Below are 12,543 nucleotides of genomic sequence, written 5' to 3'. Positions count from 1 at the left end.
GCCATCATTGTGTTCATTGTGGTAGCCGGTGGCATGGGCAGCGTCGCAGGCCCCTTGCTGGGGGCGATCATTTATATTTTCGTCGACCGTATCGTCGGCGCGGCGGCTGGGCAGGGCCAGTTGGTACTGGGTATTTTGTCGATCCTCTTGATGCTGCTGCTGCCGCGCGGGCTGATGGGCATCGTCAACGATATCCGCCACCCGCACAAGCGCCGTCGCCAACCCTCTGGCCTGGCAATACTGTCACGCTGGCTGTTTGGCGCCAGTGCCGCACAAGACCGCTTCGCCTTGCTCGACAAGCCTGGCGTGGTCGGGGCGTATTGGCTGCCTGTCAGCCCCTTGCTGGCCCTGTGCAACAAAGAGCCTGTCTACAGTGACCTGGCCAAGGGTATGGAAAAAGTTCGGGAAGACATCGAACGCCTTGAACCTGACACCCTCGTGATTTACTCAACGCGCTGGTATGCGGTACTTGACCAGCTTTGGCAAGGCAAACAGCGGATGTCGGGTTTGCATGTCGATGAAAACTGGCACGAGCTGGGTGAAATCCCGTTCGACCTGACCACAGACGTGTCTTTGGCCAAGGCATGCGTCCGTGCCGCCCGGGAAGCGGGCATCCCGTCCAAGCGCGTTGATTACGAAGGCTTCCCGCTCGACTCAGGTACCGTAATGGCCAACGCCCTGGTCAACCCCAAAGGGCAATGGCCAACCTTGAATGTCTCGAACAACCTGTACTACGACTTTGATCGTACCCGCGCGCTGGGTGAGCTGGTGGCACAACAAGCCGATTTGCAAGGCAAGCGCGTCGTTGTACTGGTGCTGGGCGGCCTGACAGGCGCCGAATGGCGAGACGGCCGACCGATTGACCAGGATGCCATTGCCTCACAAACCGATGACGCCTGGAATCACCGACTATTGCAATGCATCGAACAACGCGATGCCGCCGAACTGCAGCGACTGATCCCCGATTTCCTGGCACAAACCAAAGCCGACATGGGGCTCAAGCACGTGGCCTTCGCACTGGGCGCCCTGCACGGGCGATTGGGTGACGCCAAAGTCTACGCCTATGGTCCTCAGTATGGTTCAGGGGCCGTCGTTGCCAAGCTGTTTTAAGCGCCACTAAAAGGCGTATATCCATCGATACGCCCGGCCTTTCCACACCTGCTGCGGCCTCAACCGTCGGCAGGCCTGTTACGCGCATACCAGTCCAGCGCACACGGCCATTCCGGGGTCCAACCCGATGCACGCAGGCGCGCATTTGACAACCGCTTGCCATCCGGCACCCTGGATTCCCGTGCCGGCATGGGGGCGCCCAGCAAACGCGCAACGTCATCGTAAAACCCGGCCAGCGGAAGGGGCTGGTCATCCGTGCCAATGTACAGCGACTGCGGGTCAGCCAGCGCCAGAAGGTGGGCGCACGCACGAGCCGCGTCATCACTGTGAATTCGATTGGCCCAATGACCAGGCCCATCGGGCACCGTAACCCTGCCGGCCCGTAATCCGTTGATCAGATGCATCCGCCCCGGACCATATAACCCGGACAACCGCAACGTCACACCCACGCCCTGCGGCAAGATCGCCTGCAGAGCCGCCTCGGCCTTCAAAAGCGCCTGGGTACGGAAATTCGTGTTCTGAACCGGTGAGTCTTCATCCACCCACGCGTCCGAAGGCCCCCAAACTGCTGTCGAGCCCACCAAAACACAGCGTTTCAAACGCGCCAGACAACCCGGCGACAAACTGTTCAACAGGTTCGGAAGCCCTTGCGAATAAACGCGGGTGTAATGATCAGCGGTACGACTGTCCGGTGACGGGGCATACAGGATATGGCTGACTTCAGAAAACTCACCCTCACGCAGAATGGACAAACTGGCCGGGTCATGCAGATCGGCCTGCACCCAGGTCATGCAATCATCAGGCTCGGGGGCATCGGGCTGCGGCGCAAACCAATGCATTTCCAGTCGTGCGGATCCAGCAACCGTGCCGTCCGCACACACAAATCACCACCCACCAGTAACAGCGTATTCATAGCAACAGGCCTTCAGTAAACTGCGGCGACAGGCTGACAACAGGCAACAATGTATGCCGTCGTCAGGGCGTTACCGCTTAATGCACAAGCTGATTAATTTCAATGATCGGCATCATTACCGCCAATACAATCACCAGCACAATCCCCCCATGATCAGAATCATCAGCGGCTCAAGCAGCGCGGTCATGGTCATGGCGCGCCGTTCCAGCTCGCTGGACAGCACACGGGCCGCGCGGTCCAGCATGGCCGATAACTGGCCGGTGCGTTCGCCACTACCCGCCAGATGAATCAGTAACGGTGGAAAAGTTTTCTGTGCCTCAAGCGCCTGCGCCAAAGCGCTACCCTCTCGCACACGACGAGTCGCATCATCAACCGCCGCCTGCAACTTGCAATTTCTGAGCGTACGACGGGCCGCCTCAAGAGCCGCCAGCAACGGGACATTGCTGCTCGTCAAGATGGCCAGCGTATCGGCAAAACGCGCGACATCAACCCCCATGGCATAGCGACCCAGAATCGGTAGCCGCAAGACACGCGTATGCCATGCCAGACGCGCTGACGGATTGCGCAAACGCAAGCGCCACAGCCCGAACAACGCCACCAGGCCAAGCACCACGGCCAGCCCCCATTCCCGTGTGAATGCACTGGCCGCCAGCATCAGGCGCGTCAGCAAGGGAGTGTCTGCTGTGCCTGCGAAAACGCCCCAACCACCTGTGGCACCACATAGCTGAGCAAAAAAATCACAATCCCGATCGATACGATGGTCACGATGACCGGATAAATGAACGCCGTCAGTACCTTGTTGCGCAATGCACTGCGCGACTCGATGTAATCGGCAAGGCGCTCAAGGACCTGCGCCAGATCACCCGACTGTTCGCCGGCATCAACCAACGCCCGATAAATTTCGGGGAAGTGCCGTGGGTGTGCCGCCAGCGCCTCACCCAGACGATGACCGGCACGCACATCATCGCGTACCGCCGCCAGCGCCTGGGAAACGGGCTTGCGCTCGGCTTGTTCCATAGTGGCGCGCAACGCCGCCTCAAGCGGCAACCCGGCCGCCAGCAAACTGGCCAGTTGCCGCGTCAACCAACCCAGGTCGGCATCGCTGATTCGGCCCCCATTGACCAAGACTTGCCCCCGCGCCCACCATTCTCGCGTACCCACAAGGGTAACAGCCCGCGTGCCCGCAGCGCCGCACGCGCACTCCGGACACTGTCGGCATCGATTCGGCCCCGATCATGGTGCCCGGCGGCATCAACCGCCTCATACTGATAAGAAGGCATGGTCTCGCTCCGGTGCTAGGTATCGCGTGTCACGCGGGCAATTTCTTCCGGCGAGGTCACGCCCTGCTGCACCCAGCGCCCGGCATCCTGCTGAAGGCTACGCATGCCCCCTGGCGCGCTGCCTGACGCAAGGCCTGCTCGCCGGCATCCGCATGAATCAGGGTGCGCAGCTCATCGTTCAGTACAAACAGTTCGTGCACGCCAGTGCGGCCACTGTACCCGGTATGGCTGCAGGCCGCGCAACCTTGCGGGTTCCAGCGTGCCGTGCCATCGGGGTGGGGTTGCTTGCACTGCGTACACAACTTGCGTACCAGGCGTTGTGCCAGTACACCCTGCAACGTAGAGGCCAGCAAAAAGGGTTCAATCCCCATGTCGGTCAACCGCGTAACCGCCGACACGGCATCGTTGGTGTGCAGCGTGGCCAGCACCAGATGGCCGGTCAATGACGCCTGCACCGCAATCTGTGCCGTTTCAAGGTCGCGAATTTCGCCGATCATGATCACATCGGGATCTTGACGCAGCAACGCCCGCAAGGCCACGGCGAAGGTCAGGTCAATGCGCGGGTTGACCTGCGTCTGGCCGATACCCGGCAAGTCGTACTCAATGGGGTCTTCGACCGTCAGAATATTGGTGGTGGACGCATCCAGCCGCCCGAGGGCGGCATACAGCGTGGTCGTCTTGCCACTGCCCGTCGGGCCGGTCAGCAACAAAATACCGTGCGGCAGCCGGATCAATCGGTCAAGCTCAGTCATGACGTCGGCCGCCATGCCCAGGCGCTCAAGTTGCAAGCGCCCTGCTTCCTTATCGAGCAGGCGCAGCACGACCCGTTCGCCGTGGCCGGTCGGCAATGTCGAGACCCGTACATCAATCGGCCGCCCGGCCACCCTGAGCGCGATACGGCCGTCTTGCGGCAGCCGCTTTTCAGCAATATCAAGGCTGGCCATGATCTTGACCCGCGACACCAGGGCATTATGCAGGGCACGACGCGGGCTCACGATGTCACGCAGGGTGCCGTCCACCCGATAGCGCACGACGGCATGCGTCTCGAAAGGCTCGATGTGAATATCACTGGCCTCGTCACGAACCGCCTGGGTCAAGAGCGCATTGATAATACGTATTACCGGCGCCTCATCGCTGGTTTCAAGCAGGTCCTCGACCTCGGGCACGTCTTGCAGCAAGCGATCCAGATCGATTTCACTGGCGGCGGCATCAACGACATCTGCCGCGTTACCTGTCTGGGCGTAGGCCGTCACCAGCAACGTGTCGAGCTCGTCGTCGCCCACTTCGCGAACTGGCAGCACACCATGCCGACGACGAATTTCTGCCAGCGCCCAGGCGGGTGTACGCCCCGAAATAATCAGCACATCACCCTCAGCCCCCTCTGGATGAGGGCACGCTGGACGCGCGCCCAATGATAGGGCAGACGGGCCATCATAGCGGCTCGGACAACCCTGACGCCGGACGGCCCGACGGTGGTTCCGCCCTTGCCGGTGCAGGCGCAGTGGCCGCATTTTCCAGGCCGCGCAAATCAAGCAGGCCACCCGGCTGGCTGCGCTGGATTTCAGGCAACACAGCCGTAGTAGCGTCGGGCACCAGCCAGGACGATGCACGGGCCGGCAGACCGGCTTGCGCCGCCCGCATGTAGTTATAACGATCCAGCGTCAGGCCTGCACTGTCCTGCGCATTGCGAACGATGTGCGGTCGCAGGAAAACCATCAGGTTGGTCTTGGTGCGCCCACGCCGCTGGTATTTGAACAGGTTGCCGACCACCGGAATGTCACCGAGCAACGGCACTGAGGTGACACTGTCATCGACCACATCCTCAAGCAGACCACCCAGCACAATGATTTGTCCGTCATCCACCAGCACCTTGGTTTCCAGGGCCCGCTTGCGCGTGATGATGGTTCCGTTCGATTCATTGGTCGGCAGGCTCGACGACGGGTCAATACTGCTGACCTCTTGATACAACGCCAGTTTGACGGTACCACCTTCGGAAATCTGCGGCCGGATGCGCAACGTCAAGCCAACGTCTTCGCGTTGCACGGTCTGAAACGGGTTGCTGGCCCCGTCACCCGACGTGGTGTAACTGCCCGTGACAAACGGCACAGTACGCCCCACCACGATGCTGGCCTGTTCGTTGTCGAGCGTCATCAGGTTGGGTGTAGACAACACATTGACCCCCTTGCTTTTGCATGGCGCGCGCCAGGACGCTCAGGTTCAGCAACTGGGTTCCCAGCACATCCACCGTCCCTCTGACCACACCCAGACTCATGCCGGCCCCCAACGCATCAATGGTGCTGCGCGCATCACCCAGATTGGCACCGATACCGGATCCACCCAGATTCGAACCGCCAATGAATGAGGTGCCACCATTGCTGATACGGTCGGCGCCAGCCATCCACTGAATACCAAACTCGGCGGCATCTTCCGCGTTGACTTCCACAATCAGGCTTTCAATCAGCACTTGAGCGCGACGCTGATCAAGCTGGTCAATCACTTCGCGCAGACTGCGATACAACGGATCGGGCGCAGAGATAATCAGGGTATTGGTGGTGGGATCCGCCTGGACCGTTGCCCCGCCGGCCGAAAACGTCACGGCCCGGCGGTCATTGCCCAAGAGATCAGCGCCCGGTGTACCGCCACCGGCCAGGCCTGCACCAGCCGCCGCCGCGTTCAGTAGCCCAGGCGCAGACCCGCCCGCCTGCTGGGCAAAATCAGGCCGCGAAGCCCCGGAACCCATGGCCCCATCCACGCCACTACCCGACAGTGAGCCACCCGTGTCGGCCGAGGCACCGGCGCCGCCCTGCCCGCCCAGTGCACCCCGCAAGACCTCTGCCAAATGGGTGGCCTGTGCATTGCGCAAATAAACGACGTGCAAGTTGCCGGCACGCGACTCGGGAGAATCAATACGCAGAATCAGATTGCGCGCCAGTTTAAGACGCTCGGGGGTGCTGGCCCGCACCAGTACCGCATTGCTGCGGGGGTCGGCGATGACACTCACCTGCTGGACCTGGTCAGGCCCGCTGGTGTGCAGCATCTGATGGGCCAGTGCGGCGACGTCCAGCGCCACCCCATACTGAATGGGAATCACGTCGGTGTTGATGGACGCCGGCGTATCAACGCGGGAAATCACCTCGGCAATCCGGTCAAGGTTATCGGCATAATCGGTAATCACGAGCGTGTTATTACCCGCATGGGCCGCAATGGTGTTATTGGGTGCCACCATGGGCCGCAAAACCGGCACCAGCGCCGCTGCGCTTTCGTAACGCAACGGGAAAACCCGTGTGACCAGTTCACCCCCGTGGCCGCTTGACGCCCGGATACCACCGGCCCGCCCTGCAGCTTGGCGTCGGCCTCGGGTATCACCCGCTTGACGCCATCGACATCAATGACGGCAAACCCTGCATCCGCAAGGCGCCCAGCAACATGGAATAGGCCGTCTCGGCATCGACCGGCGTTTCAGACACCAGGGTTAACTGACCCCGCACACGCGGATCAACCACAAAATTGTGCCCGGTAAACTGTGCCAGGGCACGTACGACCCCACCCAGTTCAGCCCCATTGAAATTAAGCGTGGTGCGCTGCCCCCTGCCGGCTTGACCGCCTGGGCGTCACCGTCAGGCGCCGGACGCTCGCGGATAGGCGTCAAGGCGCGCGGCCGGGGCTGCCCTGAATCGGTATAAGGTTCCGCCCGTTGCGACGGCTGAGACCCAACCGAGGTATACGCCACAAGCGGGCTCCCTGAAGCATCCTGGGCCGTATCTGTGGCGGCACAACCGCCCAGCACAACCACAAGCATCAACAGAGACATGCGCGCACCACAACGGGCGGAACGCCGGGACGAACATCGGGCAGAGAACAATAAAGGGGTCATGGCAGCAGTTTCAAAAGGGTAAGCAGACACTAACGTACGTTCATCATAATGCGACCATCCGGCCCCGAACGGGGCCCCATGGCATTCAACAGGCCGGTCAGGGCCGCATGGGTATCGCCGCTGGCCGACGCGTCGACCCAGGCCTGGCCATCAAAGTGCGCCCGGCCCGAAGGCAATACGGTGCCTTCGCCTTGCATCACCAGCGGGCCTTCACGCGTCGTTAACGCCAAGACAACGCCACGGTCAATACCCGACCTCACGGTCAGGGTGTAATCGCCCAACGGCTGTACCCGGGTCAGCGACGACGACGCATTGCGCCATCTCACGGACAGCAAGCGGCCCCCGTCATCGGACGAGAGACCTGCGGGGCCCAGCACCAGTTCCGGCCAGTCGACCAGGACATCCCCACCCGGATCAAGGGTATTGAACATCGCATGCGCCGTCGTCAACGCAAAAGCCGGCAGCTGCAACGACTGACCCGACAAACGCAAACCCTGCCACGACAATGACAAGGTCAACGGACCACCCAACCACGGGTGCGTCAAATCAAGCACCGGCCCGCCATCGAACACCAGATGCCATCGTAACGGGTCAGGCAAAGTGCGCCGCAAACCACCGGCACCCACCGCAACCGTTGCACTGGCCGACCACAGGGTTCCGGACGCATCCGTCACAATAACGGGGAAGTCTCGGGTATCCATGCCATCACCCAGCGAGCCGGCAGCACCCGGATTGCGACCGCGCACGCCACCACCACCAGCACAATCACCCACACCGTACGCCGCCAGCCCATCACGGGGATACCTTCACAGGCATGGTGACGATAATGCGGCCATCCAGCTGGCCGGGCCGGTCGCGGCCATCAATGACACTTCGAGCCAGATCAGCCTCGCGAATCTGCACCTGCGCCACGAGCGGCAGCCGGGCCACCCACTCGATCACCCGCCCGGCCGGCGCACGGGTGAACTGGACCTGCCATTGCCCGGCCTCGGCAGCCGGGCCCTCTGCCCGGCTAAAAACACTGACACGGTCCAGCCCGGCGTCACCCAGACTGGCCGTCAGAGCCGCCTCTGTCGCAGGTACCGACAACGTACCGGAACGTCCGCGCCCCAAAGCCTTTGCTTCGAGCAAGACCGTGCTCAATTGGGCGGCCTCTGCGTGTAAAACCGGTAGCTGCTGATGCGCGCGCTGCACAGTCTGCAGCGCCGGGCGCAACCCAACCGTCCACAATACGGCCAGGAAAATCAGCAGCACCGCCCCCGCAACAATGTCTGCTCACGCGGGGTTCGTTGTCGCCAGGCATGACGAGCCTGTCGCACGAACATGCCAATGCCCCCACGCCAGGACTGACCTGACCCCGTCGACACAGGACGATTCATGGTTGCGCCCCCGGGATTCACCGGGCGCCTGTCGCTGCACGCGCCACACATGCGGCTGACTGTCTTCGCGCTCAAGCTTCAATTGCCGTACCGAGGCCGACTGCGCCAACGCTGCCTCGTTGGCAGGTGGCGCATAACCTTCGGCCAGCGTCAGGGTCAGCACACCCTGCGTGTAGTGAAGGGCCCGCACACGACGTTCAGAAAAATCCAGTACGCTTGCCGCCGCCAATGCCAACGGCACGAAATCATCATCAACGGCATCACCCTGCAGTCGCCGCAACGCGTCCCGCTGATGCTGCGCCTGGCGAACAGGGTCGATAACGACCTGCACCTGCGGAAATGCCTGCATCACCGCCAATCGCATATCATGCTGAAGCGCCTGAACCTGATGCCCCAGACGAGCCGCATACACGTTCAAACCGACCACCCAGACCACCACCGCCGCCGCCACCCAATACAAGGGCCGACGCCAGTGACTGCGGGTCGATGGCGGCCGGGCCGCGCTGCGGGCCAGTGACCAGGCCGGCAACGGTGCCAACCACCGCAGCCCGGCCGGCAATTCAAGGGGCCGATCAGGCTGCGGATCGGTGTCTGGAATGGCCAGCGCGTGCGGAATGAACGCCACAACATTCACACCCACGGCAACCAGCAAAGCCCAGGCGTCTTCCAATGGGCGACGAGCCGTCCATGCGACCGTTACGGTACCGTCCTGGGCGCGCGGCCCATGTGCCACGCACAACTCGTCTATGTCCGACAACGTCATGGGCTCGATACTGGCAGACACGGCGGCATCCAGATGCCGGGCCGACACCGGAGGCAGCGTCGTGTTCGCGACAATGGCATCGTCGGGATGCAGGATGGCATACACAGGCTCTGAGCCCGACTGCCCCCCAGCTCGGCCAGCGGCACGTGCCCGGCACGCGCCACACCCCTTGCGTGTCAACCTGAACGAAAGGCAGAATCGAGTCACGTACCAGTTGGGTAAGAGGCGGCAAGGCCACGCGCAAATGTTGTCTCATGGTGTTATTTATTAGTAGGTAACCCAGCGGACGGACGATACCCCTGATCGCTTCGTCGCAGCAGTGCCTGCAGACTCACCATCGTATTTCCAACCGTAACCTCACCCGTCACGCGAAACCAATGGCTGCTGACCTCGATGCGCTCCAGCACCTCGGGCTTCAGCTGACCGGCACGGTTGAGAAAATCGCCTCGACTGGCAAACCACACCCCCGGTCACGCTCGACAAGCAAGGCTCGTGCCTTTGCCAGCCCAAGCCCGTCAATGAACGCCCCCAGCACTTCTGCCGAAGCGGTGTTGACATTGATGGCGGTGGCCTCGGGCAAGACAGTAACATAAGGCTGCAACGTCTCGATAATCTGTGGGGTGAAACCCGGCAAGGCACGCAAATCGTCAACACCGCGCAACCCGACCGCGCCGGGCTCAACCCCTTCACCAAACTGGGCCGCCGCAACGCGTTGCGCCATACGCATGGCCAAGACCGGGTCAATAGCCAGCGACTCAAGCAATCGCTCCAGCCCCCGCACCGCCTGCGGATCAATTCGGGCGCGTGCAGCCAGATTACGCAAATTGTATTTGCTTTGCTCATCCTCGATCTGCCCTGAAAACAAGGCGTTGTCGGGGTCTTCGGCCCGACCTACCGGCAACCCGATCACCGGTTGCGCCCAGATGCCATCGGCCCGTGTTGTCGGGCTATCCTCAGCATCCATGCGCAACACCACCCGCGACCAATCCAGCCCGCCCCGCAACATCCAGGTGGCACTGGCTACGATCAGCCTCTGTAATCAGAATACCCGCCAGAACCCCTGCCGCTCGATGAAAGACACAGCCATCGCCGAAGCCGCAACGACCACCAGCAGCGCGGCAATCACGGCCATACCTCGCTGACGCCACGACGCCGGGGCACTCATGGCAGCAGCACCACTTTACGAAACGGCTGGTCACTGGACACTCCGTTCCGGAATAAGGCAATTTCAATGCCGATGACCCCAGCCTCTACGGCGGCACGGACTGCCCGGGCGTTTTCTTTGTGTGACGGATCAAGCCACCCCAACCCAGGTTGCCAGATCCTGACCCTCATGGCCTTTATATCACCAAGCACCGCAACACCCGCGCCAACCGGTGGCAGGGGCAACTGATACGACGCCATGCCCGTCGCCCGGTACAACACACTGTCATCAAGATACCAACGCAGCTGCTGCCAGCGCCCATTACCCGCCGAGCGCACCACGCTTAACCCCGCCTCGGCATCCCAGTGGATACCGGCAGGCATCTGCACAGCGCCCGCCCACGCACCGGGCAACCGGGTCTCGGCACGGCCCGGCAAGACATCGGGCCCGGCATGCAACAACAGATCGCGCTCAATCTGACCCAACGCACGCACCATCGACAAGATGCCTTCGGCACGTTCATCCAGGCGCTCACCGGTTTTTTGCACGGCATCAAGCCCCCGCCACGACACAAGGCTGACCAACGCCATCAGCACCAGCGCCACCAGTACCTCAATCAGAGTAAAGCCCGACTGGCCCCGACGCGCAACACTCATCGCAGGCGGGACACCAAACCGTCCAGTCGCGCAACCACCGGACCTTTATCAAGACGGACCTGAACGCTAACGCGACGGAAACGGGCATTTGGCGTGGCCTGGACGTCGTGCTCACACCGAAACGCCAATGTGCCCTGGGGGCAGGGCTGGGTACGCCGCCCCAGCGGAGGGAAAATCGCCTGCAACCGAAGTTCGGCCAGAAAATTCTGTGCCGCCTGCTGGGCCAGACTGCGTTCCTGCATATGGCGCACACCGGTCACGCCCACACCCAACGCCCGAACACTTGCCGCCAGCGCAACGCCCACAATCGCCAGCGCGACCAGCACCTCGATCAGCGTAAAACCACGCTGGCAACGCCTGACCATCACGGCTCCACCACAAAGCGGCCGTTACCCAGACGCGACAACCTGACCACATGCCCCTCTGACTCAAGCACCATCTGCAACGGCCCGGGTATCCAATCCGCACCAAAGACCAACGCCGCACCCGCACTGTTGCGCAAGGCAACGGCACCTGATGAAATCCATGCGCGCGGGCGCAGAATGCTGTCGCCTCCGATGGCCGTATCGGTTCCGTGCTGCGCACGCACCAGCCTTCGAGCCGGCAACATCAGCTGACGAGGCTGCCGGGAAAACCGGTAACCCTCGGCGTCATGCTCCCATACGAGCGGCTGACCGCTGGCCCAGGCTTCGGCCTGTGCCGCCGTGAACACATGCGCCAGTCGCACGGCGTCCTGACGCAACGCCCGGGCGCGATTGTCAGCAAACACAGACACGCTGACCAGCGTCGTCGCAATGCCGATAATCAGCAACACGATCATCATCTCGAGCAGCGTAAAACCGCGCTGCCGGCTAACGGGCCCAGGAACCAATATCGGCATCCATACCCTCACCGCCAGGCTGCCGGTCGGCCCCCAGCGAAAACACATCGACCTCGTCATGCACACCGGGATTCAGATACTGGTAGGGCGTATTCCACGGATCAACCGGAACACGGTCAAGATACGCCGACGGCTGGCCCTGACCGGCGACCAGCGCGCCAAGGCCGGGATCAGACGGCGGATAGCGGCCATGATCCAGCCGGTACAGCTTGAGCGCCTGCATAATGGCACCGATATCCTGCTTCGCGGCGATAACGCGTGCCTGATCGGGCCGGCCCATGACATTGGGCACCACAAGCGCGGCAAGCACCCCCATGATCACCACAACCACCATCACCTCAATCAGCGAAAACCCGCGCTGACCTGCGCCCGCCAGCCCGCTCGAAGAGCGGGCACTGATCGTACGGCTTCGGGAAAAAATCAAATTGTCTGCCATAGTGAAAAAATTATTGATGCATGAACCATGGAAAGCATCCTACCCGCCGTAAAACGGCCGCGTCAATGCTCTGCAGCATTTACAAAAAAACAGATACCGGCCTCAGGT

At 62.0% G+C, this 12,543-nt stretch carries 12 protein-coding genes and 3 pseudogenes; 1 reads left to right on the top strand and 14 read right to left on the bottom strand.

The window, feature by feature from the left end; genetic code table 11:
* Positions 1-9: 9 nt before the first annotated feature.
* Positions 10-1,110 carry a DODA-type extradiol aromatic ring-opening family dioxygenase gene (locus tag N7E01_RS09040; RefSeq protein ID WP_289172643.1) on the top strand — a complete coding sequence of 367 codons (1,101 nt, stop codon included), beginning with the start codon at positions 10-12 and terminating at the stop codon, positions 1,108-1,110.
* A gap of 59 nt (positions 1,111-1,169) precedes the next feature.
* Here N7E01_RS09040 and N7E01_RS09035 read toward each other — a convergent pair whose 3' ends face one another.
* From N7E01_RS09035 to gspG, 14 genes and pseudogenes are all read right to left on the bottom strand, one after another.
* Positions 1,170-1,901 carry a Rossmann-fold NAD(P)-binding domain-containing protein gene (locus tag N7E01_RS09035; RefSeq protein ID WP_289172642.1) on the bottom strand — a complete coding sequence of 244 codons (732 nt, stop codon included), beginning with the start codon at positions 1,899-1,901 and terminating at the stop codon, positions 1,170-1,172.
* Positions 1,898-2,023, bottom strand: a complete 126-nt coding sequence (locus tag N7E01_RS09030; RefSeq protein ID WP_289172641.1) for a hypothetical protein — start codon at positions 2,021-2,023, stop codon at positions 1,898-1,900. Before N7E01_RS09030 ends, N7E01_RS09035 begins: the two co-directional genes overlap by 4 nt.
* 77 nt (positions 2,024-2,100) lie before the next feature.
* Positions 2,101-3,303 (bottom strand): annotated as a pseudogene (gene gspF / locus N7E01_RS09025) (type II secretion system inner membrane protein GspF).
* A gap of 15 nt (positions 3,304-3,318) precedes the next feature.
* A pseudogene (gspE, locus tag N7E01_RS09020) lies at positions 3,319-4,814 on the bottom strand (type II secretion system ATPase GspE).
* A pseudogene (gene gspD / locus N7E01_RS19405) lies at positions 4,735-7,177 on the bottom strand (type II secretion system secretin GspD). The pseudogenes gspE and gspD overlap by 80 nt, the downstream one beginning before the upstream one ends.
* A 29-nt stretch (positions 7,178-7,206) precedes the next feature.
* The gene (gspN, locus tag N7E01_RS09005) at positions 7,207-7,950 is read right to left on the bottom strand and encodes a type II secretion system protein N (protein WP_289172639.1); all 744 of its coding nucleotides are present in this window, start codon (positions 7,948-7,950) and stop codon (positions 7,207-7,209) included.
* A gap of 19 nt (positions 7,951-7,969) precedes the next feature.
* Positions 7,970-8,431: a type II secretion system protein M gene (locus N7E01_RS09000; protein ID WP_350494808.1), complete on the bottom strand. Its 462-nt coding sequence runs from the start codon at positions 8,429-8,431 to the stop codon at positions 7,970-7,972.
* A 21-nt stretch (positions 8,432-8,452) separates the two neighbouring features.
* Positions 8,453-9,526 carry a type II secretion system protein GspL gene (gene gspL, locus N7E01_RS08995; RefSeq protein WP_289172638.1) on the bottom strand — a complete coding sequence of 358 codons (1,074 nt, stop codon included), beginning with the start codon at positions 9,524-9,526 and terminating at the stop codon, positions 8,453-8,455.
* A 208-nt stretch (positions 9,527-9,734) separates the two neighbouring features.
* Positions 9,735-10,325 (bottom strand): type II secretion system minor pseudopilin GspK, encoded by a 591-nt coding sequence (gene gspK / locus N7E01_RS08990; RefSeq protein WP_289172637.1) that lies wholly within the window; start codon positions 10,323-10,325, stop codon positions 9,735-9,737.
* Between the two features lie 33 nt (positions 10,326-10,358).
* Complete coding sequence (locus tag N7E01_RS08985) at positions 10,359-10,484, bottom strand: hypothetical protein (RefSeq protein ID WP_289172636.1); 126 nt, start codon at positions 10,482-10,484, stop codon at positions 10,359-10,361.
* Positions 10,481-11,119 (bottom strand): PulJ/GspJ family protein, encoded by a 639-nt coding sequence (locus N7E01_RS08980; RefSeq protein ID WP_289172635.1) that lies wholly within the window; start codon positions 11,117-11,119, stop codon positions 10,481-10,483. Before N7E01_RS08980 ends, N7E01_RS08985 begins: the two co-directional genes overlap by 4 nt.
* Positions 11,116-11,484 (bottom strand): type II secretion system minor pseudopilin GspI, encoded by a 369-nt coding sequence (gene gspI, locus N7E01_RS08975; protein WP_289172634.1) that lies wholly within the window; start codon positions 11,482-11,484, stop codon positions 11,116-11,118. The genes N7E01_RS08980 and gspI overlap by 4 nt, the downstream gene beginning before the upstream one ends.
* Positions 11,484-11,999, bottom strand: coding sequence for a prepilin-type N-terminal cleavage/methylation domain-containing protein (locus tag N7E01_RS08970; RefSeq protein ID WP_289175702.1), 516 nt, complete (start codon positions 11,997-11,999; stop codon positions 11,484-11,486). The genes gspI and N7E01_RS08970 overlap by 1 nt, the downstream gene beginning before the upstream one ends.
* Positions 11,971-12,435: a type II secretion system major pseudopilin GspG gene (gspG, locus tag N7E01_RS08965; RefSeq protein WP_289175701.1), complete on the bottom strand. Its 465-nt coding sequence runs from the start codon at positions 12,433-12,435 to the stop codon at positions 11,971-11,973. Before gspG ends, N7E01_RS08970 begins: the two co-directional genes overlap by 29 nt.
* Positions 12,436-12,543: the final 108 nt, after the last annotated feature.

Origin of the sequence: Neopusillimonas aromaticivorans (assembly GCF_030344915.1) — a bacterium.
In the GTDB taxonomy this organism is placed as follows: Bacteria; Pseudomonadota; Gammaproteobacteria; order Burkholderiales; family Burkholderiaceae_B; genus Neopusillimonas; species Neopusillimonas aromaticivorans.
The sequence above is the reverse complement of the archived record's forward strand: the minus strand, read 5'-3'. Positions and strand labels throughout refer to the sequence as shown.